At 72.6% G+C, this 25,319-nt stretch carries 17 protein-coding genes; 8 read left to right on the top strand and 9 right to left on the bottom strand.

Going from position 1 to position 25,319, the window contains the following annotated elements; all coding sequences use genetic code 11:
• The first annotated feature begins 61 nt into the window (after positions 1-61).
• The 3 genes from P1V51_17010 to P1V51_17000 all read left to right on the top strand — a co-directional run bounded on the left by P1V51_17010 (position 62) and on the right by P1V51_17000 (position 4,223).
• Positions 62-1,510 (top strand): GMC family oxidoreductase, encoded by a 1,449-nt coding sequence (locus P1V51_17010; protein MDF1564744.1) that lies wholly within the window; start codon positions 62-64, stop codon positions 1,508-1,510.
• A 53-nt stretch (positions 1,511-1,563) separates the two neighbouring features.
• On the top strand, positions 1,564-3,591 hold the full coding sequence (locus P1V51_17005; GenBank protein MDF1564743.1) for an ATP-binding protein: 2,028 nt from the start codon (positions 1,564-1,566) through the stop codon (positions 3,589-3,591).
• A 77-nt stretch (positions 3,592-3,668) separates the two neighbouring features.
• Positions 3,669-4,223: an FHA domain-containing protein gene (locus tag P1V51_17000; protein MDF1564742.1), complete on the top strand. Its 555-nt coding sequence runs from the start codon at positions 3,669-3,671 to the stop codon at positions 4,221-4,223.
• Between the two features lie 22 nt (positions 4,224-4,245).
• On the opposite strand, the gene P1V51_16995 is transcribed toward P1V51_17000, so the two are convergent.
• Positions 4,246-4,950 carry a hypothetical protein gene (locus P1V51_16995; GenBank protein MDF1564741.1) on the bottom strand — a complete coding sequence of 235 codons (705 nt, stop codon included), beginning with the start codon at positions 4,948-4,950 and terminating at the stop codon, positions 4,246-4,248.
• 98 nt (positions 4,951-5,048) lie between these two features.
• Here P1V51_16995 and P1V51_16990 point away from each other — a divergent pair, with 98 nt between their 5' ends.
• Positions 5,049-7,316, top strand: a complete 2,268-nt coding sequence (locus P1V51_16990) for a lamin tail domain-containing protein (GenBank protein MDF1564740.1) — start codon at positions 5,049-5,051, stop codon at positions 7,314-7,316.
• 1 nt (position 7,317) lies between these two features.
• Here the strand turns inward: P1V51_16990 and P1V51_16985 are convergent, their stop codons facing one another.
• The 6 genes from P1V51_16985 to P1V51_16960 all read right to left on the bottom strand — a co-directional run bounded on the left by P1V51_16985 (position 7,318) and on the right by P1V51_16960 (position 17,958).
• The gene (locus P1V51_16985; protein ID MDF1564739.1) at positions 7,318-8,526 is read right to left on the bottom strand and encodes a sulfotransferase; all 1,209 of its coding nucleotides are present in this window, start codon (positions 8,524-8,526) and stop codon (positions 7,318-7,320) included.
• Positions 8,523-9,554, bottom strand: coding sequence for a hypothetical protein (locus tag P1V51_16980; GenBank protein MDF1564738.1), 1,032 nt, complete (start codon positions 9,552-9,554; stop codon positions 8,523-8,525). The genes P1V51_16985 and P1V51_16980 overlap by 4 nt, the downstream gene beginning before the upstream one ends.
• An 81-nt stretch (positions 9,555-9,635) precedes the next feature.
• A complete protein-coding gene (locus P1V51_16975) occupies positions 9,636-10,148 on the bottom strand; it encodes a ferritin family protein (protein ID MDF1564737.1) in 513 nt (170 codons plus the stop codon).
• A gap of 37 nt (positions 10,149-10,185) precedes the next feature.
• Entirely contained in the window at positions 10,186-11,430 is a 1,245-nt protein-coding gene (locus P1V51_16970; protein MDF1564736.1) for a Zn-dependent hydrolase, read from the bottom strand.
• Between the two features lie 108 nt (positions 11,431-11,538).
• A complete protein-coding gene (locus P1V51_16965; GenBank protein ID MDF1564735.1) occupies positions 11,539-11,823 on the bottom strand; it encodes an arsenate reductase (glutaredoxin) in 285 nt (94 codons plus the stop codon).
• A 63-nt stretch (positions 11,824-11,886) separates the two neighbouring features.
• Positions 11,887-17,958, bottom strand: a complete 6,072-nt coding sequence (locus P1V51_16960; GenBank protein ID MDF1564734.1) for a matrixin family metalloprotease — start codon at positions 17,956-17,958, stop codon at positions 11,887-11,889.
• Between the two features lie 40 nt (positions 17,959-17,998).
• On the opposite strand from P1V51_16960, the gene P1V51_16955 reads away from it, so the two are divergent.
• Positions 17,999-19,261: a GNAT family N-acetyltransferase gene (locus tag P1V51_16955; protein MDF1564733.1), complete on the top strand. Its 1,263-nt coding sequence runs from the start codon at positions 17,999-18,001 to the stop codon at positions 19,259-19,261.
• Positions 19,262-19,370: 109 nt separating this feature from the next.
• Complete coding sequence (locus P1V51_16950; protein MDF1564732.1) at positions 19,371-21,158, top strand: hypothetical protein; 1,788 nt, start codon at positions 19,371-19,373, stop codon at positions 21,156-21,158.
• Between the two features lie 13 nt (positions 21,159-21,171).
• Here the strand turns inward: P1V51_16950 and P1V51_16945 are convergent, their stop codons facing one another.
• Both P1V51_16945 and P1V51_16940 read right to left on the bottom strand, forming a co-directional pair.
• Positions 21,172-21,657 carry a YajQ family cyclic di-GMP-binding protein gene (locus P1V51_16945; GenBank protein MDF1564731.1) on the bottom strand — a complete coding sequence of 162 codons (486 nt, stop codon included), beginning with the start codon at positions 21,655-21,657 and terminating at the stop codon, positions 21,172-21,174.
• A 67-nt stretch (positions 21,658-21,724) separates the two neighbouring features.
• Positions 21,725-23,080, bottom strand: coding sequence for a hypothetical protein (locus P1V51_16940; GenBank protein ID MDF1564730.1), 1,356 nt, complete (start codon positions 23,078-23,080; stop codon positions 21,725-21,727).
• Between the two features lie 136 nt (positions 23,081-23,216).
• Between P1V51_16940 and P1V51_16935 the strand changes: the two genes are divergently transcribed.
• Together P1V51_16935 and P1V51_16930 are read left to right on the top strand one after the other, a co-directional pair.
• On the top strand, positions 23,217-23,747 hold the full coding sequence (locus P1V51_16935; protein ID MDF1564729.1) for a hypothetical protein: 531 nt from the start codon (positions 23,217-23,219) through the stop codon (positions 23,745-23,747).
• Positions 23,748-23,904: 157 nt separating this feature from the next.
• Positions 23,905-25,080, top strand: coding sequence for a hypothetical protein (locus tag P1V51_16930; GenBank protein MDF1564728.1), 1,176 nt, complete (start codon positions 23,905-23,907; stop codon positions 25,078-25,080).
• Positions 25,081-25,319: the final 239 nt, after the last annotated feature.

The raw sequence follows: 25,319 nt of genomic DNA, 5'->3' as shown, positions 1-25,319 counted from the left end.
GGACGCACGCGTCCTCGAGTACGCCGACCACGACGACGAGATCGTCGAGACCTGTGATGTCGTGGTCGTCGGCTCCGGTCCTGGCGGGGCCCTCGCAGCAAGGAGACTGGCCGAGGCCGGTCGCTCGGTCATCGTCCTCGAGGCGGGCCCCATCGTGCGCCCCCACGAGCGGCGCAAGGATGCCGGCCGCACGCTCTCCCGCTTCTTCTGGGACGGCGGGATGCGGACCACCCGGGGCAACACCGTCATGCCCTCCATGCGGGCGAAGAACCTCGGGGGCGGCTCGGTCTGGAACTCGGCCATCTGCATGCGCTCCTCCGACGAGGCGCACGAGCGGTGGCTGGCCAAGACCGGCATCGACCTGCGCAACGGCAGCCTGGCCGCCGACTACGAGGCCGTCGAGCGCTTCATGGGCGTGCGGCCGGTGGACCCGGCGATCCAGGGGAGGCGCAACGAGCTCTTCGCGCAGGGCGCGCGGGCCATCGGCCTGAACCCCCTGGTCATCGAGCGCAACGAGGCCGGCTGCAAGGGCTCCGGCGAGTGCTTCACCGGCTGCCCCAACGACGCCAAGCTCTCGACCGACAAGCGGGGCATCCCGGAGGTGCTCGCCGCCGGCGGGAAGGTCATCTCCTCGGTGGTCGTCGAGGAGCTGATCACCAAGGGCACCCGGGTGCGCGGCGTCGTCGGGCGGGTGATGCACCCGACCAACGGGCAGCGCACGCACCGGGTCACCATCCACGCCAAGGCGGTGATCCTCTCCGCGGGCGCCATCGAGAACCCGGTCATCATCCAGAAGAGCGGCTTCCGCCGGGAGGGCATCGGCGGGAACCTGATGTTCCACCCGGGCCTGCTGGTGCTCGGCGTCTTCGGCGAGGAGGTCCTGCCCTGGGCGGGCGCCTCGCAGGGCTACCACTGCCTCGACCTGATGGATCGCGGCATCAAGCTCGAGTCGATCTGGGCGCCGCCCTCGCTGATGGCCTTCCGCTTCGCCGGCTTCGGCCGGGAGCTGCAGGAGAAGCTGGCCCGCTACGCTCAGATGGCGCCCTTCGACGCCTGGGTGAGCGGTCAGGACTCCGTCGGCCGGGTCAACCACGTGCCGGGCCTCGGCACGGACATGACCTACCACTTCGGTCAGGGCGACGTGGATCGCCTGGTCGAGGCCCTCGCCACGCTCACCGAGATGTTCTTCGCGGTGGGCGCCGAGGAGGTCATCCTGGGCCTGGACAGCCTGCCCCCCTCCACCGGGGACCGGAAGATCGTGGAGAAGCTTCGCAGCGAGAAGTTCAGCATCACGGACTTCACCGTGGCCAGCAACCACGTCTTCGGCACCATGCAGATGGGCACCGATCCCATCGCCCACGGCACCGACCTGCGGGGCGCGGTCTTCGGCACCGACGGCCTCTACGTCGCCGACACCAGCCTCCTGCCGGAGAGCCCCGGCGCCAACCCGATGATGCCCGCCATGGCCCTGGCCCACCGGGTCGCCGGCTACGTCGATCGAGATCTCTGACGAGGGCCTGGTTCGGGGTGCGAGGCGTCTCCGATCGGTGGTAGTCATACAGGATGCCGGGTAGCGGGGAAGGCCTGAAGGGGGGGCGGCTCGACCTGCTGGCGCAGGTCTCGGGCGCGGTCTCCCAGGTGCGCCTGGAGCAGGCGGACACCGGGCTCACCCGGCTCCTCGAGCTCCTGGTCACCGAGCTGGGGGCGGGCTCCGGCTCGCTCTACCGCATCGACCTCGCGAAGCAGGAGGTCGAGAAGCTCGCCCGCTGGGGAGAGTTCGAGGCGCCGGACTGGAGCTACTCGCTCGCCACCGCCCCCGAGCTCGCCGGGCGGCTCCTCGCCGGCGAGCCGATCCTCCTCGAGGTCGCCGGGCTGGAGGCGCCGGTGCGGGCCCTCTTCGAACCGCTCGGGATCGCCGCCGGCCTCGTCGTGCCGATGATGGTGCGGGGGCAGCCCTGGGGCGTGATCGCCTTCTGGTGGGGCAAGGAGCTCGAATTCCCCCGTGAGCTGCCGCCCGCCCTCAGCTCCGTCGCGACCCTGGTGGGCTCCCTGCTGGCTCGCCTCGAGGCCGAGCAGGCCCGGGAGCGCGCCGAGACCTGGTACCGGCTCCACGCCGAGGCCAGCTCCGAGGTGATGGTCCTGCACCGGGAGGGCTTCATCCTCGACGTCAACGAGGCCTGTCTCCGATTCATGGGAATCGAGCGGGAGCAGGTCGTGGGGCGGCCGGCGGTGGACTTCATCCACGCCGACGACCGGGCCCGGGTCCTGAAGCGGATCGCCAGCGGCGACGTGGAGCCCACCGAGATCCGCTTCCTCCGGGCCGACGGCTCCTACCGGTGGGGCTCCGTCGCGGCGCGCAACGCCACCCTGGACGGCCAGCCGGTCCGCCTGATCGTCGGGCGGGACATCACCGAGCAGCGGCGGGCCCGGGAGATCGAGGCGAGGGCGCGGCAGACCCAGCGGCTGGAGAGCATCGGGGTGCTCGCCGGGGGTGTGGCGCACGACTTCAACAACCTGCTGGTCGGGATCCTCGGCAACGCCGAGGCCGCGCTGGCCGACCTCGAGGTGGGGCCCCGGCGGCAGGCCGTCGAGCACATCCGGGAGGCGGCGCTGCGCGCCCGCGGGCTCACCGGTCAGCTCCTCGCCTACGCCGGCCAGAGCCAGGGCGAGCTCTCCGAGGTCGATCTGAACGACCGGATCGAGCTGCTCCTCCCCCTCCTCGACGCCATCCGGACCGGCGCGGTGCGGGTCGAGACGCGCCTCTGCTCGGGCCTCCCCGGCGTGATGGCGGACGGCGCCCAGCTCGATCAGGTGGTGATGAACCTGGCGGGGAACGCCGCGGAGGCCCTGGGCGGAGAGGGCACGGTGGTGATCCGTACCGAGGTCGTCACCATCGACGAGGGCGGCGGGGCCGCCACCCTCTCCGATCGCCTGGAGCCCGGTGAGTATGTCGTGGTGGAGGTCCGGGACGACGGCTCCGGGATGGACGCGGAGGCGCGGCAGCGGGCCTTCGACCCCTTCTTCTCCACCAAGCGCGAGGGCCGGGGTCTGGGGCTGGCGGTGGTCCACGGGGTCGTGCGGGGTCTCGGAGGCGCCATCGGCCTCGAGACGGCGCCGGGGAGGGGGACCCGGATCCGGGTCTATCTGCCTGGCCTGGGGCGACCGGCTCGCAGCGCCGAAGAGCCCCGGGAGAGCGAGGCACCCATGACCACCGGACGGATCCTGATCGTCGACGACGAGCCGATGGTCCGCCTCGCCGCCCGGAGGCTGCTCGAGCTCTCGGGCTTCGAGGTGCAGGAGGCGAACGGTGGGGCGGCCGCCCTCGAGCTCATGGAGCGGGAGTCCGGCGTCATCGACGCGGTGCTCCTCGACTGGTCGATGCCCGGTCTGAGCGGCGGGCAGGTGCTGGTGCAGCTGCGCGAGCTCATCCCCGAGCTGCCGATCGTGGTCTCCTCGGGCGCCCCGCTGGACACCCCGCTGCCCGACGTGGGGACCGTCACCTGGCTCGCCAAGCCCTACACCCTCGACGCCCTCGTCGGTGCGCTCGCCACCGTCCAGGCCGCCCGGGCCGGGCAGGGGTCCCCCCCCTAGGACCGCGGCCTCGGGTCCGATCCGGGCAGGAGGTGAAAGGTTCGATCCGGGCAGTGTATGATCCGGGGAGCCGGTTCATGAGCGAGGTTCTCACCCTTGCCTCCTTCGTCGAGGCCCACGAGACGCAGCCGCTCGAGCTCTTCCTCCTGGAGAACGCTCGGCCGGTCCTGCTCCACCACTCGCACCAGCAGTCCGTGGCGGACGCCGCCGACTTCCGGACCGCCCTGCTGGGCGCCTCCATGCCGCAGCTCTCCTACGCCGCGCCCCTGACCCCGGACCTGCCGGTCTACCCGCTGGTGAAGGCCGCCGGCGCGCTCTACTCGGACCGGATCATCATCGGGCGGACCAGCAACTGCGACATCCCGCTGCCCTTCGCCTCCATCTCGAAGTTCCACGCCTACGTCACCTGGCCCGAGGACCCCGACGCGCCGGAGGGGCTCGAGCAGCAGTACTGGCTGACCGATCCCGGCTCGACCAACGGCTGCTTCATCGACGGAAGAAGGCTGGAGCTGCGCAAGCCGAAGGTCATCCACGATGGCGCGCACATCCTCTTCGGGGAGCAGTCCTTCTCCTTCCTGACGCCGGCCACCTTCGAGCAGGCCGTGGCCCGCATCGCCGCCATGGTCCGCTAGGGCGTCGGGGCTGGGCGGAGTCCTAGAGCGGCGGCCCGCAGGTGCGGGTGCTGCGGTAGCAGACGTAGGCCGGCGGACACTGGCCCTCGTGGGGTAGCTCCGGGTCGCAGGCGATGGGCAGGCAGGCGTCCCAGGGGACGCAGGGCCCCCAGCAGCCCCGATCGACCACCGGGAACTCGCCGCCGCCACAGGAAGGGGGCAGGGCGTCGCAGACGACCGCCTTGGGGTCGCAGAAGTGGCCGCTGGCGAGGCAGCCGAAGATCTCGGGGCCCGAGCCGAGGAACTCGCAGGTGAAGCCCTCGGGGCAGTCGTCGTCGCCCTGGCAGGCGCGCACGCAGGCCCCGCTGAAGGCCCCCGGGACGGCGCAGACCCCTCCCTCGGGGCAGGCGGTGTCCGCGGCGTCGCAGTAGGCCGTGCAGGTCGGCGGCGGGTAGCCCCAGCCCGTGCTGTCGCAGGAGCCGGTGGCGCACTCCTCGCCCCGGCTGCAACGGCTGCCGAGGGGCAGGAGCCCACCGTCACCGTTGCCCGCGTCACCGCCGCCGTCCTCGCCCGAATCGGGCGCGCCGGCGTCCGGGCCCGCATCGACTCCGCCGTCCGGGCCGCCGTCCCCGCCGGCGTCGCGCCCGCCATCGGCGGGCGGGTCCACCCCCACCGTCGCGAAGGCGCCGCAGCCGCCGGCCGCCAGCAAGGCGGCGGCGAGCGGGCCCTGGAGCCAGCGTGTGTGCATCGCCCTCCCTCTCCTGGGGCCGAGGATAGCAGATCGGGGGCGCCCTCCGCCGCGCCGCCGGGGGTGGTACGCTCTCCTCTCCGGAGGAGGAGGATCGGATGAAGATCACCCACCCACTGCTCGCCATCCTCGTGGCCTCGATCTCGCTCTCGGCGGGCTGCTTCGGCGCGGTCAACGACGAGGGCTGTGGCGACGGGGAGCTCCAGGCCGGCGAGACCTGCGACGGCGACTGCCCCACCGAGTGCGACGACGCCAACCCCTGCACCGTCGACGGCCTCGAGGGCAGCGCCGAGACCTGCTCGGCCCTCTGCCGCCACGACGCGATCACCGTCTGCGACACCGCGGCGAGCGACGCCTGCTGCCCGAGCGGCTGCAACGAGGCCAGCGATCTCGACTGCTCGGACGCCTGCGGGAACGGCGTGGTGGACCCCGGCGAGACCTGTGACGGCAACTGCCCGGCGAGCTGCGACGATCAGGACGTCTGCACCACCGACACCCTCACCGGCACGGTCTCCTCCTGCTCGGCGGCCTGCGAGTTCGCCCCGATCACGGCCTGCCAGAACGGCGACGGCTGCTGCCCCAACGCCTGCGACTCCACCAGCGACGACGACTGCTCCGACGCCTGCGGTAACGGCACCCTGGATCCCGGCGAGACCTGCGACGGGGACTGCCCGGCGAACTGCGAGGACGGCCAGGTCTGCACCACCGACACCCTCACCGGCAGCGCCGGCAACTGCACGGCGGCCTGCCTCCACAACACCATCGCCACCTGCGTGAGCGGGGACGGCTGCTGCCCCGGGGGCTGCAACGCCGGGGTCGACAGCGACTGCGGCCCCTCCTGCGGCAACGGCTACGTGGACGTGAACGAGACCTGCGACGGGGACTGCCCGGCGAGCTGCGACGACGGGCAGGCCTGCACCGCCGACTCCTCGATCGGCAGCGCGGGCAGCTGCGACCTCGAGTGCGTGAACCAACCCCGGACCAGCTGCGTGAGCGGCGACGGCTGCTGCCCGGGGGGCGCCTGCAACGCGGGCAACGACAGCGACTGCGGCCCCTCCTGCGGCAACGGCTACGTGGACACGAACGAGACCTGCGACGGGGACTGCCCGGCCACCTGCAACGACGGGCAGGTCTGCACGACCGACAGCTCGAGCGGCAGCGCCGGGAGCTGCGATCTGGTCTGCTCCAACGTGCCGATCACCGCCTGCGTCGGCGGCGACGGCTGCTGCCCCGGGGCCTGCAGCAGCGCCAACGACAGCGACTGCAGCGCCACCTGCGTGGGCATCGGGGCGGTGCGGGCCGCGGCCACGGGCGTGGCCAACGCCACCGTGAGCCTGCAGCTCTGCCCGGCGCTGGTCACCTACGTCAGCGACCAGGGCTACGCGCTCCAGGTGGGGACCACCGGGCCGGCGATCTCGGTCTACGAGGGCTTCGGCTGGGTGCCCGACGTGCAGGTGGGGGACGAGATCCGGATGCACGTCACCCAGGTCTCCGACTACCACGGCCTCCAGGAGATCACCCTCCACGACCCGGTGCAGCTCCTCTCCTCCGGCAACGCGGTGAACACCCTGCGCCAGAACCTCTCGGCCGGGATCGTCCCCTCCGAGGGCCTCGAGTCCGAGCTGGTGCGGGTGGACGGCATCACGGTCACCGCCATCAGCGGGCTCGACCTCACGGTGAGCTACGGCACCGCCACCGGCGTCGTCTTCCGGGCCGACAGCACGACCACCCTGGGCTTCTGCGTGGGGGCCACCTTCGACTTCCGGGGGCTCGCCACCGAGTACGACGTCCACCGCCTGCAGTCCTTCGCCGACACCGACATCAGCGCCTTCGACGCCTCCAGCTGCCAGAGCCTGGGGCGGGCGCCGCTGCCGGGAGATCTCGTGATCAACGAGCTGCTGGCCGACCCCTCGCCCACCCTCGGCGACGCCAACTGCGACGGCTTGATCAGCTCCGGCGAGGACGAGTTCGTCGAGATCGTGAACGTCTCGGGGGTCGATCTCGACCTCGGCGGGGTGTCGCTCTGGGACGGGACCGCGCAGCGCCACACCTTCCTCTCGGTGGGGCTGCCCGCCGGCGGGGTGATGGTCGTCTTCGGGGGCGGCACGCCTTCCTGCCTCTGGCCGGCCAACGTCCAGGTGCAGACCGCCGGCAGCCTGGGGCTCAACAACGCGGGGGACACCGTCTCCCTCCTCGATCCGCTGAGCGTCGTGCTGGACAGCGTCACCTACCCCCTGCCCGCCGGCGACGCGGACACCTCGATCACGCGCTACCCCGACCTGACGGGGACCTTCGTGCAACACGCCACCACCCCCGCCGGCCTTCCCCACTCACCCGGGCGGCGGGTCGACGGCGCGGCCTTCTGAATCAGGCGCCGAGGAAGCGCTCGACGTAGGGGGCGAGGGCCTCGCGCACCCGGGCCTCGCTGAGGCCGAAGTCGGCGAGCTCGTAGCGGTGGGTGCCCTTGCGGTGCTGGGGCCGCCTCTCGGCGCCGGCCCGGACCGCGGCCTCCACCTCGGCGGTGAAGGGCAGGCCGTGCACCTCGTGGATCCGCCCGACCGTCCCGACGGGATCGGCCAGCAGGTCCCGGTAGGCCACGTCCACCACCGGCAGCTCCCGCGCCTCCCGCTGGGCGAGGGTCGCCTCGGCCAGCCAGCGCAAGAGATCCATCACGAGCTCGCCGAGCTGGATCGGATCGACCCGGGGGGAGGTCACCGCGAACATCGAGTGCGCCAGGCTCGCCATGCTGCCGGCGACCTCGACCACGTCCCGGTGGGTCTGCACGAAGCAGGCGTCCGGGATCACCTCGAGGATCTCCTCCAGGTAGGGGGTGTGGAGGGGGGTCTTGAGGGTGAGACGCTTCCCCGGCGCCGAGGCCTGGAGGATCTCCAGGTACTCCCGGTACATCCGGTAGGCCGGCCGCATGTCCTGGCCCCTCACCCACTCCCAGTAGGAGCGGGCCTGGCAGAGCATGGTCAGGCCCGGCGCCCGGAAGGAGGGGTCGAGGAGGTGGTAGCACTCCTCGGGCTCGTCGGCCTCCTGGTAGTGCTTCGAGTCCAGCTCGGGGCTCAGGGTCCGCATGCCCTCGAGCGCCTGGATGGTGATCTCGCGCCGCCGGTCCGGGCCCTCGAGGCGGGGCAGGGGACGCCAGAGCGTCCAGGCCGGCGGGCCGTGGGCGGCGGGGTCCTGGGCCAGCAGCCGGTGGAGGTGGGTCGTGCCGGTGCGCGGCAGGCCCATCACGATCAGGGGCCGGACGAGCTCGACCGGGGCCGGGGCGTGCTTGCGGTGCTCGACCAGGAGCAGGCGGTTGCCCAGGATCCGCCGGAGGAAGGAGCGGACCACCGCGCGGCCCACGACGTCGAGGTGCGCGTCCCGGGCCAGGGAGCGACAGAAGACCTCCAGGCCCTCGCGGTAGTCGTCCGGGCCGAAGTCCGAGAGCCCGGTCATCCGGGCCGCGTCCTCCTCGAGGGCCTCGGGGGTGAGCCAGTCCCGGCGCAGCCCCAGGCCGCGGCCCAGGCGGTCCCAGAGATCGGCGGCCCGGGCCAGGGCGGGCCGGTGGGGGGCAGGGAGGCTCATGCCTCGACCAGCTCGAACTCGGGCATCTCGCCCTCGAGCAGGAGGCAGCGCACCAGCAGGTAGCCCTGCCGGTGGCCGGCGGTGTCGAGCGCGTTGGGCCCGGCGGCCGGGCCGTCGGCCAGGGTGAGCTCGAAGCTGCCGTCCGGGCCGCAGACGATCTGCCGGTGGTTCAGCGAGATCCGGTGGCGCTCGTAGTCCAGGCTCTCCAGCCAGGCGTTGTAGAGGGTAACCGAGACGTAGCGCGCCTCGGGGAGGCGGCCGCGCATCGTCAGGCTCCCCCCTTCCGGCAGGCGGAACCAGGCGACGCTGTAGCGGTTGTCGGGGGTGGGGAAGAGCTGCTCGCCCGGCACCTGGAGGAAGGTGTTCGGGGGCACGGAGCTCGCCATCTGGTGGGCCATGCGCGTGCGCTGGAAGATGGCCCGCAGCATCCGCCCGGACTTGCCCACCCGGGCGGCCAGGCGCTCGGGATCCACGGCCGCGGGCGCGGCGGGCTCTCCCAGGTACTCGATCTCGACCTCGAGGGGCGCCTCCTGCTCCCGGTCCCCGAAGTACTGGCGCACGAGGACGGCCGTCTCGTCGCCGTCGGCCTTCAGCCAGGTGCCGGGCTGCTCCTCGCAGGCGATCGTCACCTCGAAGCGGCCCTCGGCGTCGAGCGCGAGCTCGGCGTCGGTGAGCCGGTTCCCGATCCGGCCGCCCTTCCCGTAGAGGAGGATGCCCACGTAGAGGGTGCCCTCGGGGATCCGCCCCCGCAGCCGGTAGGCGCGGCCGCCGCCCACCTGCAGGGGAGCCCGCAGGTAGTCGGTGTCCGGGCAGTCCGCGAACATCTTGCGGATCGGCGACTCGGCGTGGTGGAAGGCGGGCCGGTCGACGTCGTCGTGCTCGACGAAGGTGTCGACGCTGGCCGCGAGCATCCGCAGCAGGAAGCGGCGGCCCTCGGCGGCGTCGAGGGGCTCGGCGCCGGGCAGGGTGTCGATGGACTGCTCCAGCTCGAGGGCCGTCTCCCAGAGCAGACGGAGGCTCTCACTCATCGCGCTCATGGCTCCTCCTTGGTCCGGACACCCTATGAGTCCGGACCGAGGGGCCGCAAGCGCGCGTGCAGCGGGTGGAGGCTAGAGCGCGGGGGTCTCGACCGAGTCGGGGTCGATGTCCGGCTCGAGGGTCTCGGGGTAGCGGCCCATCTGCTCCTCGAGCAGCTGCTGGTGCTCGATCTCCTCGTCGCGCAGCTCCTCGAAGAGGGCCTTCACCTCGGCGTCCTCGATGCTCGGCAGGGCGGCGGCGAAGAAGTCGTGGGCCTTCTTCTCCGACCTCATGGCGACCTCGAGGGCGGCCCGCACCGACATCCCGTGGCTGGGCTGGTGCATGTCCGGGGCCTCGACGTCCTGGATCATGTCCTCGTGCATCCGCGAGGGGGCGTCGCCGAAGAGCTTCTCCCGCCTCGCGCGGAGCTCGTCACCGTGCGCCTTCTCGTTGCGGGACATCTTCTCGAAGATCTCCGCGCCGTCGGTGGCGCCGAGCATCGTCGCGAACTGGGTGTAGCGCTCCTCGGCCTCCTTCTCGATGAGGATGGCGAGGTCGAGGGCGTCTTGCAGATCCAGGGTGGTGAAGTCGAGCTGAGTCGTCATTGGTTCCTACCGTTCGGTTGGTGGGGGAGCGGGCAGATCACTCGGTTTCGTTGGCGCTGGCAAGGACCGCGTGGAGCAGCACGTTGGCGCCGGCCTCGCAGTCCTCCCAGGTGGTCTCCTCGACCTCCACGTGGCTGCGGCCGTCGATGGAGGGGACGAAGATCATCGCCGTGGGGCAGACGTGGTTCATGTAGCTGGCGTCGTGGCCGGCGCCGCTGACGTGCCGCATGTTCGAGTAGCCGAGCAGCTCGGCGCTCTCGAGGACACGGTCCACCAGCTTCTCGTCGAAGGGGGCGTGCTCCACCCGCCAGGTCTCCTCGATGCGGATGGGGCAGCCGCGGCGAGCGGCGATCTCCTCGAACTGCCCGCGCAGGCCGTCCCAGGCCTTGAGGGCCAGCTCGTCGTCCCAGGAGCGGATGTCCACCGTGAAGTGGAGCTTGTCCGGGATGATGTTCCGGGAGTTGGGCTCGTTCTGGATCTCGCCCACGGTGGCGACCATGTTGCCGCCCATCTTCCCGGGGAGGGCCTCGACGGCGAGGATCATCTCCGAGGCGGCGCAGAGGGCGTCGTGGCGGCCCTCCATCGGGGTCGGGCCGACCTGGTTGGCCTCGCCCTCCAGGTAGACGTCGTACCAGTGCAGGCAGAGGATGCCCTTGGGGGCGCCGATCTGCTTGCCCTCGCGCTCGAGGATGGGGCCCTGCTCGATGTGGTACTCGTAGTAGGCGTGCACCGGGAAGGCCTTGCAGGGGGCCTCGCCCTTGTAGCCGATCCGCTCGAGCTCATCCCCCTGCTTCTTGCCGTCGATGTCGGTGCGCTCGTAGGCCCACTGCAGGTCCAGCTCGCCGGCCCAGACGCCCGAGGCGACCATGGCGGGGGCGAAGCGGGAGCCCTCCTCGTTGGTCCAGTCGACCACGATCAGGGGGCGCTCGGTCTCGACCTCGTTCTCGTGGATCGTCCGCAGCACCTCCAGCATCCCCAGGATGCCCAGGATGCCGTCGAATCGGCCGCCCTTGGGCTGGGAGTCGGCGTGGGAGCCGCTCATCACCGGCGCCAGGTCGTTCTGCTTGCCCGGGCGGCGGCCGAAGATGTTCCCCATCTGATCGACCGTGATCTCGAGGCCGATCTCCCGGAACCACGCGCAGAGCTGGTCCCGGCCCTGCTTGTCGAGGTCGGAGCAGGCCAGGCGCTGGACGCCGCCGGCGGGGGTGCCGCCGATCTTGGCCATGGTCTCGAGGGTCTCGCGCAGACGCGCGCCGTTCACTCGCAGCTTCGACAGATCCATCGGGTCCTCCTCGAAGGGTGAGGGACGGATCTACCGCGTCCGGGCACATTGGAGAACCCGTCCACGTACACGTCCACGTGCACGTCCTCGGCTTCTCCCAGGGGGCGCCTAGAACTCCAGCAGGTTCTCGATGGGCCGGCCGACCACCGCTTTCCGGCCCTTCACCCCGATGGGGCGCTGGAGCAGGGTGGGGTGCTCGGCCATCAGCTTGATGAGCTTCCCGTCCGCTTCCTTCCCGGTCAGCCCCAGCTCCTTGTAGGCCTTGTCGTTCTTCCGGAGGAGATCCTTCGGGCCCAGACCCAGCTTGGCCAGGACCGCCTTCAGCTCCTCGGCCGAGAGGGGCTCCTCGGTGTACTCGCGGTAGCGGTAGGCGATCTTCTTCTCGTCGAGCAAGGCGACCGCCTTGCGACAGGTGCTTCAGGTCTTCTTGCAGATGAGCTCGAGCATGGCGGCAGGCTAGTCCCGGCGCCGGCGCAGCACCAGCAGGAGGGGCAGGAGCAGCCAGCCCAGGGCGGCCCCGCTCCCGGTGGCGCCGCACTCGCAGCCCGGCTCCTCGCCCGAACCACCGTCGGCGGGACCCGCGTCCGGATCACTCGCGTCGGGGAGGCCGCCGTCGGGCTCGCCCCCGTCGATCGCGCCACCGTCGCCACCGCCGTCCGGGATCCCACTGTCGGTGAGGCCGCCGTCGTCGCCGCCGTCGGGAGCCCCGCCGTCCGGGTCCGGACCGGAGTCCGGGAGGCCGCCGTCGTCCCCGCCGTCCGGGGTGCCCCCATCGGGGATGCCGCCGTCGGTGGGGTTGCAGAGGGGGTCGAGCTCGCAGTCGAGGTCGTCGCAGTCCACCGCCTGATCGCAGTCGTCGTCGCCGAGGTTGCCGCAGTCGACCTCGGTGGTCTCGCCGGTGTCGCAGGCGCAGGCGCCGCCGAAGCAGAGCTCGCCCGGCAGCCCGCAGGCCGCGCCAGCGCAGTCCGCGTCGGAGCAGTCGGTCAGGCCGTCGCAGTCCTCGTCGAAGCCATCCGAGCAGTCGGCCTCGGTGCTGCCGCCGGGGCAGGCGCAGGCCAGGCCAGTGCAGGCGCGCCCGAGGGCGTCGCAGTCCACCCCGTCGCAGTCGGCGTCGAGGCAGTCGACCGCTCCATCGCAGTCGTCGTCCTGGCCGTCGACGCAGGAGACCTCGTAGGTGTCGACCGGGGTGCAGGTGCACTCGACCAGGCCCGCGCACTCGGCGTCGGCGCAGTCGGTCAGGCCGTCGCAGTCCTCGTCGAGCCCGTCGCTGCAGGAGCTCTCGCTCGCCGGCCCCGGGCAGAGGCAGCTGCTGCCCAGGCAGAGCTCGCCCTCGGAGGCGCAGGCCAGGCCGTCGCAGTCCGGATCGTCGCAGTCGGCGAGGCCGTCGCAGTCCTCGTCGCCGCCGCCGGTGCAGGTGAGCTCGAGGGGCTCTCCGCCCGGGCAGGCGCAGGCGCCGCCGAAGCAGAGCTCGCCGTAGGGCCCGCAGGCCGCGGCGTTGCAGTCGGCGTCCGTGCAGTCGGTCTGCCCGTCGCAGTCGTTGTCCTGGCCGTCGTCGCAGGTGAGCTCGGTGGGGTCCTCGCCGCCCCGGCAGGCGCAGACCGAGGCGAGGCAGGCGAGGCCGTTGGGGCCGCAGTTGCGGGCGTTGCAGTCGGGGTCGGCGCAGTCGGTCAGGCCGTCGCAGTCGTCGTCCCCGCCGTTGCCGCAGGTGGCCTCGCTGGCCTCGCCCCCGCCGCAGGCGCAGGCACCCGTGATGCAGCGCAGGCCGAAGGGGCCGCAGGAGAGGCCGGCGCAGTCGGGGTCGGCGCAGTCGGTCAGGCCGTCGCAGTCGTCGTCGGCGCCGTCGGTGCAGAAGATCTCCAGGCTCGAGCCGCCGGGGCAGGAGCAGACGCCTCCGGCGCAGACCCGCCCGCCCGAGCCGCAGCTGTCGCCGTTGCAGTCGCTGTCCGCGCAGTCGGTCAGGCCGTCGCAGTCGGAGTCGATGCCGTCGAGGCAGTCGCTCTCGAGGGTCTCGCCCCAGCGGCAGAGGCAGGCGGTGCCGAAGCACTGCATCCCGTTGGCGCCGCAGGCGTCGTTGTTGCAGTCGTTGTCGAGGCAGTCGGTGGTGCCGTCGCAGTCGTTGTCGGTGCCGTCCCCGCAGGTCGCCTCGAGGGCCTCTCCTCCGGGGCACTGGCAGGTCGTCCCGATGCACTGACGGCCGTTCACGCCGCAGGCGGCGCCGGCGCAGTCGCTGTCGGCACAGTCGATGGCGCCGTCGCAGTCCTCGTCGCCGCCGCCGGTGCAGGTGGCCTCCGCGCTCTGCCCGCCCGGGCAGACGCAGGTGGCGCCGCTGCAGAGCCTCCCGCCGGCGCCGCAGACCTGACCGCCGCAGTCGCCGTCGTCGCAGTCGGTGGCGCCGTCGCAGTCCGAGTCGATGCCGTCGGCGCAGTCGCTCTCGACGGTCTCGCCCCAGCGGCAGAGGCAGGCGGTGCCGAAGCACTGCATCCCGTTGGCGCCGCAGGCGTCGTTGTTGCAGTCGTTGTCGAGGCAGTCGGTGGTGCCGTCGCAGTCGTTGTCGGTGCCGTCGTCGCAGGTGCTCTCGCTGGCCTCCTGACCCGGGCACTGGCAGGTGGTCCCGATGCACTGGCGGCCGTTCACGCCGCAGGCGGCGCCGGCGCAGTCGCTGTCGGCGCAGTCGATGGCCCCGTCGCAGTCCTCGTCGCCGCCGCCGGTGCAGGTGGTCTCCGCGCTCTGCCCACCCGGGCAGACGCAGGTGGCGCCGCTGCAGACCCGGCCGCCCGCGCCGCAGACCTGTCCGCCGCAGTCGCTGTCGTCGCAGTCGGTGGCGCCGTCGCAGTCGGAGTCGATGCCGTCGGCGCAGTCGCTCTCGACGGTCTCTCCCCAGCGGCAGCTGCAGGTGCCCGAGAGGCACTCCATCCCGTTCGGGCCGCAGGGGTCCCCCATGCAGTTCGAGTCGGCGCAGTCGGTGAGGCCGTCACAGTCGTTGTCGGTGCCGTCCCCGCAGGTGGCCTCGGCGGCCTCGCCGCCGGCGCAGACGCAGCCGCCCACCACGCACTCCCGGCCGTTGGGTCCGCACGAGGTGCCGACGCAGTCGGGATCCCAGCAGTCGACCAGGCCGTCGCAGTCCTCGTCGCCGCCGCCGGTGCAGGTGACCTCGGTGGCCTCCCCCCCGGGGCAGACGCAGCTGCCGCCCGAGCAGAGGCGGCCGTGGTCGCCGCAGCTCTGGCCGCCGCAGGCGGCGAGGTCGGCGCAGTCGGTGGCGCCGTCGCAGTCGGAGTCGATGCCGTCGCCGCAGTCGCTCTCGCTGGCCTCGCCCCAGCGGCAGACGCAGGCCCCGCCCACGCAGGCCAGGTCGTTCGCCCCGCAGACGGCGCCGGTGCAGTCGCTGTCGAGGCAGTCGGTGGCGCCGTCGCAGTCGTTGTCGGCGCCGTCGCTGCAGCTGCTCTCGCTGGCCTCGCCGCCGGGGCAGAGGCAGAGCGAGCCGCTGCAGGTGCGGCCGTTGGCCCCGCAGGCGGCGCCGCCGCAGTCGGCGTCGAGGCAGTCGATGGCGCCGTCGCAGTCGTTGTCCTGGGCGTCGCCGCAGGAGGTCTCGGTGGCCTCACCGCCGGGGCAGCCGCAGGCGCCGCCCGAGCAGACCCGGCCGTTGGTGCCGCAGACCACGCCGCCGCAGCCGGGATCGGCGCAGTCGGTGAGGCCGTCGCAGTCGGAGTCGACGCCGTCCCCGCAGTCGGTCTCGTTGGCCTCGCCGCCGGGGCAGACGCAGGCGCCGCCGCTGCAGGTCAGGCCGTTGGCCCCGCAGGCGAGGCCGCCGCACTCGGAGTCGGCGCAGTCGGTGAAGCCGTCGCAGTCGTCGTCCACCGCGTTGACGCAGGAGCTCTCGCTGGGCTCGCCGGCGGGGCAGCTGCAGACGCCGGCGCTGCAGGTGCGGCCGTTGGGTCCGCAGGTCGCCGCCGTGCAGTCGGGGTCGGCGCAGTCGACGAGCCCGTCGCAGTCCTCGTCGAGGCCGCCGGAGCAGCTCACCTCGCTGGCCTCGCCCCCGGGGCAGACGCAGGTGAGGCCGGCGCAGAGGCGGCCGTTCGCGCCGCAGGGGTCGGTGTTGCAGTCGGGGTCGGCGCAGTCGGTGGCGCCGTCGCAGTCGTCGTCCAGGCCGTTGTCGCAGCTCTGCTCCTGGGCCTCGCCGCCCGGGCAGCCGCAGACGCCGGCGGCGCAGACCCGGCCGTTGGGCCCGCAGGCGGCCGCCTGGCAGTCGGGGTCGGCGCAGTCGACGGCGCCGTCGCAGTCGTTGTCGCTGCCGTCTCCGCAGGAGGTCTCGCTGGCCTGGCCCCCGGGGCAGGCGCAGGCGCCGCCGAGGCAGACCCGGCCGTTCGCGCCGCAGGCGCCGAGGTCGCAGTGGGGATCGGCGCAGTCGACGAGGCCGTCGCAGTCGTTGTCGGCCGAGTCGTCGCAGCTCGCCTCGGTGGGCTCGCCCCCGGGGCAGACGCAGGAGACGCCGCTGCAGACCCGCCCGTTGGCGCCGCAGGCCTGGCCCAGGCAGTCGCCGTCCACGCAGTCGGTGGCGCCGTCGCAGTCGTTGTCGCTGCCGTCAAAGCAGGACACCTCGCTGGCCTCCCCGCCGCTGCAGGTGCAGGCGCCCCCGCTGCAGACCTGCCCCTCGTCGCCGCAGCCGAGGGCGTCGCAGTCGGGATCGGCGCAGTCGACGAGCCCGTCGCAGTCCTCGTCGCCGCCGCCGGTGCAGGAGGTCTCGTTGCTCTGCCCGCCCGGGCAGACGCAGAGGCCGCTCGAGCAGATCCAGCCGTTGGCCGCGCAGGCCTGGCCGCTGCAGTTCGTGTCGTCGCAGTCGGTGTAGCCATCGCAGTCCGAGTCGATGCCGTCGCTGCAGCTCGACTCGAAGCTCTCGCCCCAGGGGCAGGCGCAGCTGCCGCCCGAGCACCAGCGGCCGTTGGCGCCGCAGGTCTCACCGCCGCAGTCCGCATCGAGGCAGTCCCGGGCGCCGTCGCAGTCGTCGTCGACGCCGTTGCCGCAGTCGATCTCGGGCGAGGCGCCCCCCGGACAGACGCAGGCGCCGCCGGCGCAGACCCGGCCGTTGGCCCCGCAGACCGCGCCCTCGGCGCAGTCGGTGTCCTGGCAGTCGGTGGCGCCGTCACAGTCCGAGTCGATGCCGTCGCCGCAGGAGGACTCGCTGGTCTCGCCCCAGGAGCAGACGCAGGCGCCCCCCGAGCACCAGACCCCGAAGGGGCCGCAGGTCACGCCGAGGCAGTCGTTGTCCTGGCAGTCGGGCCAGCCGTCGCAGTCGTTGTCCTGCCCGTCGCCGCAGGTCGTCTCGGTGGCCTCGCCTCCGGGGCAGTCGCAGACCCCGCCGGTGCAGGTGGCGCCCCCGCCTCCGCAGCTCACGCCCGCGCAGTCGCTGTCGGCGCAGTCCGTGAAGCCGTCGCAGTCCGTGTCCACCGTATCGACGCAGTTCGACTCGGCGGTCTCGCCCCAGGAGCAGACGCAGGCGCCGCCCGAGCACCACCTCCCGTTCGCGGCGCAGGTCACCCCGGTGCAGTCGTTGTCCAGGCAGTCGGTGAAGCCGTCGCAGTCGTTGTCGGCGCCGTCGCCGCAGGAGCTCTCGCTCGTCTCGCCGCCCGGGCAGTTGCAGACGCCGCCCTGGCAGAGGGCGCCGCTGCCGCAGGAGGCGCCGTCGCAGTTGGCGTCGGCGCAGTCGGTCAGCCCGTCGCAGTCCTCGTCGAGGCCGTCGGTACAGGCGGCCTCCGTGCCGCCGCCCGGGCAGACGCAGGCGCCGCCGCTGCAGGTGCGCCCGAGGCCGTCGCAGGCCCGGCCGTTGCAGTCGGAGTCCACGCAGTCGGTGGCGCCGTCGCCGTCGTCGTCTACGCCGTTCTCGCACGCGATCTCACCGCAGCTGCGGTTGTAGAGGCTGCAGACCCCGGCCTCGTCGTCGGCGTCCAGGCTGCGCTGGGCGATCCCGTTGTCGTAGACCGGGTACATCGTGGCCGCCGACACGTTGGTGTGGCCCAGCCCCAGGAAGTGGCCGCCCTCGTGGGTGGCGATGCTCTGGAGATCGACGCGGCCGCCCAGGCCGGGGCTGCCGTCGGTCCAGATGAAGCCCACGCCGTTGAAGAGGATGTCCCCGCCCGAGAACTCGCAGCCCATCCCGTAGACCATCATCGCCACGCCGATGGTGGAGTTCACGTTGCCCAGCGAGCTGGGCCAGCTGTTCTCCTCCCAGGAGAGGACGTGGAGGGGAGACGAGTCGTTGGCCCGCACGGTGGTGGTCCCGCCGTAGCTCACCGACCAGTCGCTGCAGCAGGGCCGCGCCCACTCGGCCCAGGCGTCGGCGATGCGGGCCTCGGCGGTGGCGAAGGGGAGGTCGGCCGAGCCCGCCTGGTGGATCCGGTAGGACACCGGGAGGGTGCTCCAGTGGCTGTCGGTGGCACCGCAGGTCGCGAAGGGCGTCCAGGCCCGGGCCGCCCCCGGCAGCAGGAGGAGGACGAGACTGAACGCCTTCAGCAGGCTCCGGAGACGGGGGGGCATGGAGGCTCCAGGGTACCACGCGGCATGCTATGCACGGGCCATGGCGAGCTCCTCCTCGACGGCCCCGAAGCTGCGCGCCTCGCGCAAGAACGAGAAGAAGGCCCTGGCCCGCGTCGCCCGGGGGAGCTTCCAGCTGGGGGAGCAGGCGCGCTGGGAGCGCTACTACGAGGAGCACCCCCACCGGCGCCTCGCCGACACCCGGGTGGCGACGATCGGGGGAACGATCGCCGGCCACGCCACGGCCCTGCGCCTGCAGATGAGCCTCTGCGGTGCGGATCGGCCCCTCGCCGGGATCGCCGCGGTGGTGGTGCTGCCCGAGTTCCGGCGCCGGGGGGTGGCCGAGGCCCTGATGCACGACGTCCTCCACCACATCCGGCGGCGGAAGGTGGCGCTCTCGATGCTCTACGCCTTCCGCGAGTCCTTCTACCGGAAGTTCGGCTACGGCGAGGTCGAGGCCGGCGATCACCTGCGGGTCGCGCCTGGCCAGCTGCCCGCCTCGCCCGAGCGCACGAACGTCCGCCGGGCGACCGCCCGGGACCTGCCGGCGATTCGCGCCCTCTACGAGCGCAAGCGGGCGGGCACCACCGGGCAGCTGAAGCGCACGGCCTGGTGGTGGAAGATGAGGGTGCTCTCGCGGGCTCCCGAGCAGCTGGTCCACGTGGATCCGGGCACCGGGAAGGTCGACGGCTACCTCCTCTTCGAGGTGCCCGACCAGCCCTCCTTCCCGCATCAGCTCTGCCGGGTGGTCGAGCTGCGCGCCGAGCGCCCCGCCGCCCACCGCGGCCTCCTGGGCGCCCTCGAGGCCCTCGGTGAGCAGTACACCGCCGTCGAGCTGGTCCTCCCCCCGGGGGACGCCCTCCTGGTCTCGCGCCACCGCGGGATCGTCGGGCAGCCCGCCGGCCTCGGGCCGATGAGCCCCGCCGGCTTCGTGGGCGGGGGCGCCATGCTGCGCCTGGTCCGCCTCGCCGACGCCCTGGCCGAGCACCCCGCGCCGGCCCTCAACGGCGTGCGGGGGAGGGTGGGGCTGCGCATCGAGGATCCGGTTTTCGAGGATCAGTGCGGCGACTTCGACCTCACCTTCGGTCCCGAGGGAGCGCGCCTCGCGCGCGGCCGCCGGGTGAAGGAGCGCCTGCACCTCTCCATCGATTGCCTGGCGCAGATCCACGCCGGCCAGGGCGCCGCCCGCCGCCTGCTGGCGATGGGCCTCATCGAAGGAAGCAAGGGCAGCGAGAAGGCCGCCGACCTCCTCGACGCCGCGTTCCGCGGGCCGCCCCTCTACCTGGGCCCGGCCAACGCGTTCTGAGTCGGTCCCCGAGCACGCGCCCGGCCCCGCTCCCCGCGCGCCCCCAAGCGCCAGCCGGTCCGCGGTAGACTGACGTCTCGCTGGTCTTCACTTCCTGCCGGGAGGAGTGATGTCGCTCTCCACCAGACTCGTCGCTGGCGTGGTTCGCCGGGTCAGCCTGGCGTGGGCGGTCGCCCTCGCGGTGGTGCTCTCGCTGCCGGCCCTCGGCGGCGGCCGGGTCCTCGACGACTTCCTCCACCTCGCCATGCAGGCCGAGGACGCGCCCCCCGACCTGGCGCGCAGCCCCCTCGACCTCTACCGCATCCCACCCGCGGCCGAGCACCGGCAGGTCGCCTGCGACGCCGGCCGGCTGCCCTGGCACGCCACCCACGGCTTCGACGCCCGGCTGATGCGGCCCCTCTCCTCGCTCACCCTCGCCCTCGACCACGCCCTCTGGCGCGACAGCCCGGCGATCGCCCACGCCCACTCGCTCCTCTGGTACGCGGCGCTGGTCCTGCTGGCCGGCCTCCTCTACCGGAAGGTGATGCCGACCCCCGAGCTGGCCGCCCTCGCCGCGCTCCTCTACGCCATCGACGACACCCACGGCTTCACGGTGGGCTGGATCGCCAACCGGCAGGCCCTGGTCTCCCTGGTCTTCGCCCTCCTCGCGCTCCTCGCCCACCTCCGGTGGCGGCGGGAGGGCTGGCGGCCGGGCGCCTGGCTGGCCCCCCTCGCCCTCGCCCTCGGCCTGCTGGCCGGCGAGACCGCCCTGGCGATCACCGCCTACCTCTTCTCCTACGCGCTCTTCCTCGAGCGCGGCCGATGGACTCGCCGCCTCGCCACCCTCGCGCCTGCCGCGCTGGTCTGCGTGCTGTGGCGGGTCGCCTACGATCTCCTCGGCTACGGCGCGGGCCGCTCGGGCTACTACGTGGATCCGGTGCGGGATCCCCTGCGCTACCTCGCGTCCGCCGCCGAGCGCCTCCCCCGGCTGCTGCAGGGCCTGCTCACGCCGGTGCAGTCGGACTTCTTCGCCTATGTGCCCCCCCAGGCCCTGCCGATCCTGACGCTGATCGTCGGGGGCGGCGTCCTGCTCTTCGTGGCGATCCTCTGGCGGCTCCTGAAGACCGACCGCCTCGCCGCCTTCTGGGCCACCGCCACGGTCTTGAGTCTGCTGCCCGCCTGCGCCGCGCAGGCCTCCGACCGCAACCTGATCGCGGCGACCCTCGGCGGGATGGGGCTCATCGCCCAGCTGATCGCCCGCCACCCGGCGCCGGGCCTCGAGGCGTTCTGGGCTCGCCGGAGGTCGCGCCTGCTCATCGGCTCGCTGGTCCTCTTCCACCTCGTCCTCTCGCCCCTCGCGAAGCCCTTCCGCACCTACCAGCCCCACGAGATCCAGGCGCCGATCACCAGCGCCTTCCGCTCGCTCGATCGGGTCGGGGAGCTTCGCGGCCGGACCCTCGTCATCCTGCACGGCCTCGACTTCTTCTGGACGACCCACGCCGGGATGGTCCGCGAGGGGCTCGGCCTGTCTCCCCCGGAGCGGATCATCACCCTGAGTACGGGGATGAGCGCGCTGGTGGTCAGCCGGGTCGACGAGCGGACCCTCCGGCTCACCACCGAGGGGGCCTTCTTCGACTCGGGCTACGAGACGGTGATGCTGGATCCGGATCGGCCCTTCCGGGCGGGGGAGCCCTTCTCGATCGAGGGGGTCCGGCTCGTCATGGAGGCGGTCGACGAGAGGGGCCTCCCGACCGCCGTTCGCGCGACCTTCGACGACGCCCTCGAGCAGGCCGACCGGGTGTGGGTCGTGTGGAGCGCCGACGGCTACGTCCCCTTCGAGCTCCCGGCGGTGGGCGAGGAGGTCGAGGTGCCGGCCATCGATGCGTTGGCGGCGTTGACCTACACCTACGCCCCGTAGGCCGGGGCCAGGCTCAGTCGCGGAAGTTCACGAACTGCATCGCGATCTCGAGCTGCTCGCCCTTGAGGAGCTGCATCGCGGCCTGCAGGTCGTCGCGCTTCTTGCCGGTGATGCGGACCACGTCGCCCTGGATGGCGGCCTGGACCTTCAGCTTCGAGCCCTTGATCAGCTTGGTGATCTTCTTGGCGGCGTCCTCGGGGATGCCCTCCTGGATCGAGATCGTCTGGCGAGCGCCCCGGGTGCCGACGGCCTCGTGCTTGCCGCGGGTGAAGGCCTCGGGGGCCAGGCCCCGCCGCACCAGGCGGCCCAGGAGGACCTCCCAGATGGCGTCGACCCGGCCCTCGGAGTTGGCCTTGAGGATGAGGCCCTTCTCCGAGGACTCGATGGCGGCATCGGTGCCCTTGAAGTCGTAGCGCTGGGAGATCTCCTTGCGGGCCTGGTTCAGGGCGTTGTCGAGCTCCTGCCGGTCCACCTTGCTGACGATGTCGAAGGAAGGCATGGCCTGCATCTACCGCATCGAGCAGAAAAGATCCGCAGCGGATCGCCTCCCCCTTCCTCGCCCCGCGTCAGGGCTCGGTGGTGGTCAGCCCGCGCAGGGGGTTGAGCAGCAGCCCCGAGAGGATGAAGCCGGTCAGGCCGGCCCCCGCCGCGGTCCAGAACCAGGGGCTCTCGTAGAAGTTCTGCTGGGGCGGCCCCTTCGGGGTCCAGGGGGGGAGGCCGGCCATGAGGATCAGGCTCCCCGAGGTGATGGCCAGGCGGTTGTCGTTGCCCAGATCGACGGCGCCCCAGGTGATGCCCAGCGAGAGGCCCAGCTCGAGGTAGCGGTCGAGGGTGTAGGTCACCTCCGAGGTGGAGATGACGCCGTTGGCCGGAGCGCTGTCGTCGGAGGAGCTCGCGCCCAGCAGCCCCTCGAGGTGGTAGACCGTCCCGGTGGCGAGATCGAGGGCCTGGTGGAAGCGGAGCTTGCCGCCGAAGCGGTAGCCCACGCCGAGGGACCAGAGGTCCATGGCGACCGAGCCCGCCTCCAGCTGGTGGCTGATGTGGAGGCCCACCCCCATCGGGAACATCCAGCCGATGCGCGAGCGGTAGACCACCGAGGTCTGGGTGTCGGTGTTGGTGGTGGCGCCGTCGACCTTCCGGTTGAGCTGCACGCCGGGCGAGGTGCCGATGCCATCGCTGGCGTAGATCGCCTTGAGGTCCCACTCCACCTGCCGTGGCTCGGGGAGGACCTCGACCAGGGTGTAGGGGTCGACCCGCAGCTGCCGCTCGCCGGTGGGGCGGGGGGAGTCCTTCGGCTGCCAGAGGAGGGTGTGGTGGCCCGAGCTCACCGCCAGGCGCTGGAGGGGGGCTGCGCCGACGGGCTCGCCGTCGAGGCTGACCTCGCCCCGCCCCTGGACCTGCAGGAGGCCCTGACCGACGGGGCGGGAGGGATCGGCGAGGTTCGCGGCGAGCTGGCTCACCGCCTCGGCCGCCATCTCCTCGTCGCCGAGCACCTGCTCGGAGACCTGGCGGAGGATCTTCGCCTCGGCCACGTCGATCAGCCGCAGATCGACCAGGTAGCGGTTGCCGATCCGCCCGATGGCGCCGGTGGCCAGGACCTGGGCGCCGAGGGAGCCGGCGATGTCCGCCAGGCAGCCCCCCTCCTCCTCGCAGCCCAGCAGCTGCTTCTGCCCCTCGAGGGCCAGCAGGTCGCGGACCTCCCACTGCCCCACCACCTCCCGGTCGGGGAGGGTCTGGCGGAGGCTGAAGGTGAAGAGGCGGGTGAGGTTCCTGGCCAGCACCGGATCCACGCCGTCGGCCTCGAGGGCGAAGGCGAGGATCTTCTGGTGGTGATTTTGGAGGGGGGAGGGGGGAGGTTCATCCGGTCGGGCGGTTGCCGGTAGGAGGAGCAGGATCGGGAGAAGCCAGAGTCCCCAGCGCATGGGGCCATCGTACCCCAGGACCGACCCCGGCTCCGGGGAGAACCCGTGCACGTGTACGTGCACGTGCTCGTGCACGGCTTTTCCCCCGGCCCGACCCCGCAGCCGGAGTGTCAGGGGGCGGATCTAAGTTGGTTGCATGGACGCGATCTCCCAATCCCTCACCCTCCCCACCCTCCAGCAGCTCCTCCCCGAGCTCCGCGCCCGGGTCCGGCTCGAGCCGCGGGCGGTGATCTCCACCGGCCAGCTGGCCTACTGCATCTCGGGCGATCCCTTCGTCACCACCATGCTCCTGGGACGACCGGGGGCGGGGCGCTTCACCGCCTCCCTCCAGCGCTTCCTCCACAGCCCCCGGGCGAGGGGCTGGCGGCGCGGGCTGATCCCCCTCACCGGCTACTACACCCTCGAGGCCGAGGGCCGCCGGCAGCGGCGGATCCACGTGCGGCCCCCCGGCGACGGGCCGATCCTCGCCGCGGCGGCCTTCCGCACCCTCGAGCTCGACGGGCGCGGCTGCTACGACGTCGCCTTCCTCCTCACCCGCGACGGGAAGCCGGTGCGCATCGAGGACCCCTGGCGCTGGATGGGGGGCCAGCACTCGAGCACCGCGGTTCCGGCGATGGCCGGTAGTGCCTCGAGCACGCTGGCGATCGTGCCGCGATGGGAGGGGTGATCGGGCTGTGAGCTACGAGCCATGAGCTACGAGCTCGTTGCCTCGCGGGTCTGCGGCTGGAGACCTTGTTGCTCGCAGCTCGCAGCTCGCAGCTCGCAGCTCGTAGCTCGCAGCTCGCAGCCGATGCTAGGGTCCCCGCTCTGCGCTGGAGGACCCCATGAAGAAGCTCGCCCTGCTCGCCCTCGCCACGCTCCTCACCGCCTGCCCCTCCGGCGGGGGAGGAGGGGACGGCTCCGACGGTGGGACGGGCGGCGACGGCGGCGGGACGAGTGACGGCGGCGCCACCAACTGCAGCGCGGGCGAGACCCGCTGCGTGGCCTACGACTTCCATGTCTGCCAGGACGGCGTCTTCGTCGATCAGGAGACCTGCGGCGCCCCCCAGCGCTGCCTCCCGGACCTGGGCTGCGTCGACTGCAACCCCGCCGGGAGCGGCGTCTGCTCCGGCGGCGACGTCCACGCCTGCAACGCCGACGGGAGCATCGGCGCCCTCACCGAGGCCTGCGGCATCGCCGAGTGCCAGAACGGGCAGTGCGTCTCCAACGGCTGCGCGGCCGGCTCCGGGCTGATCTATGTGGTCGACGACGCGAACGAGCTGCTCTCCTTCGATCCCGCGGGCGGCGCGAACACCTTCCAGCTCCTCGGCACCCTCACCTGCAACGCCGCCGCCTCCCTGCCGGCGTGGGGCAGCGGGGCCGGCCAGCCCTTCTCCATGTCGGTGGATCGCGAGGGCCAGGCCTGGGTGCTCTACACCAGCGGCGAGATCTTCGCGGTGGACACCGCCGACCCCTCTGCTTGCACCCGGAAGGCCTGGGTCCCGGGGACGGGGGGCTACGAGCTCTTCGGCATGGGCTTCGTCGCCGACGCGCCGGGCTCCCCGGACGAGACCCTCTTCGTCGCCGGCGGCGCGGCGGACGGCTCGGGCACCGGCACCATCGGGGCGATCGATCCGGCGACCCTCCAGGCCCGCACCGTCGGCCCCTTCGCCGCGGGCGAGTACGGCCCCGAGCTGACCGGCACCGGCAGCGCCGAGCTCTACGGCTACTTCCCGGGCACCACCAGCACCTACGTGGCGGAGATCGGGACCGGCACCGGCGTGAACGGCCAGAGCTGGGCCCTGCCCAACCTCTCCGGCGACGTGATGGCCTGGGCCTTCGCCCACTGGGGCGGCCGCTTCTACATCTTCGTCACCACCGACGACGGCTTCGGCCTGAACACCCAGGTGCTGCTCCTCGACTCGACCCAGGCCGGGCAGGTCACGCCGCTCCTGCAGGACGTGCCCTACCTGATCGTCGGGGCGGGCGTGAGCACCTGCGCCCCGGTCGAGCTGCCGTGATCGGGCTGCGAGCTCGGGCGTTGCTGATTCGCACCTCGGTGCTTCTTCGACCCGGGAGCTCATAGCTATCAGCTGTCAGCTTTCAGCTTTCAGCTTTCAGCCCCAGAACTCGCAGCTCGAAGCTCGCAGCTTAAAGTGAAAACGGCCCCCCGGTCGCCCGGGGAGCCGCTCGAAATCAGACGAGACGAATCGATCAGGTGGTCGAGTCGTTGTTCTCGGAGAAGTCCTTGAGGTTCTTG

Source organism: Deltaproteobacteria bacterium (assembly GCA_029210625.1).
In the GTDB taxonomy this organism is placed as follows: Bacteria; Myxococcota; Myxococcia; order SLRQ01; family SLRQ01; genus JARGFU01.
This window is presented reverse-complemented; position numbering and strand designations above follow the sequence as displayed.

Coding starts and splice junctions, on each gene's coding strand:
- P1V51_17005 (MDF1564743.1), top strand. CDS start 1,564: ATGCCGGGTAGCGGGGAAGGCCTGAAGGGGGGGCGGCTCGACCTGCTG.
- P1V51_17000 (MDF1564742.1), top strand. CDS start 3,669: ATGAGCGAGGTTCTCACCCTTGCCTCCTTCGTCGAGGCCCACGAGACG.
- P1V51_16995 (MDF1564741.1), bottom strand. CDS start 4,950: ATGCACACACGCTGGCTCCAGGGCCCGCTCGCCGCCGCCTTGCTGGCG.
- P1V51_16990 (MDF1564740.1), top strand. CDS start 5,049: ATGAAGATCACCCACCCACTGCTCGCCATCCTCGTGGCCTCGATCTCG.
- P1V51_16985 (MDF1564739.1), bottom strand. CDS start 8,526: ATGAGCCTCCCTGCCCCCCACCGGCCCGCCCTGGCCCGGGCCGCCGAT.
- P1V51_16980 (MDF1564738.1), bottom strand. CDS start 9,554: ATGAGTGAGAGCCTCCGTCTGCTCTGGGAGACGGCCCTCGAGCTGGAG.
- P1V51_16975 (MDF1564737.1), bottom strand. CDS start 10,148: ATGACGACTCAGCTCGACTTCACCACCCTGGATCTGCAAGACGCCCTC.
- P1V51_16970 (MDF1564736.1), bottom strand. CDS start 11,430: ATGGATCTGTCGAAGCTGCGAGTGAACGGCGCGCGTCTGCGCGAGACC.
- P1V51_16960 (MDF1564734.1), bottom strand. CDS start 17,958: ATGCCCCCCCGTCTCCGGAGCCTGCTGAAGGCGTTCAGTCTCGTCCTC.
- P1V51_16955 (MDF1564733.1), top strand. CDS start 17,999: ATGGCGAGCTCCTCCTCGACGGCCCCGAAGCTGCGCGCCTCGCGCAAG.
- P1V51_16950 (MDF1564732.1), top strand. CDS start 19,371: ATGTCGCTCTCCACCAGACTCGTCGCTGGCGTGGTTCGCCGGGTCAGC.
- P1V51_16945 (MDF1564731.1), bottom strand. CDS start 21,657: ATGCCTTCCTTCGACATCGTCAGCAAGGTGGACCGGCAGGAGCTCGAC.
- P1V51_16940 (MDF1564730.1), bottom strand. CDS start 23,080: ATGCGCTGGGGACTCTGGCTTCTCCCGATCCTGCTCCTCCTACCGGCA.
- P1V51_16935 (MDF1564729.1), top strand. CDS start 23,217: ATGGACGCGATCTCCCAATCCCTCACCCTCCCCACCCTCCAGCAGCTC.
- P1V51_16930 (MDF1564728.1), top strand. CDS start 23,905: ATGAAGAAGCTCGCCCTGCTCGCCCTCGCCACGCTCCTCACCGCCTGC.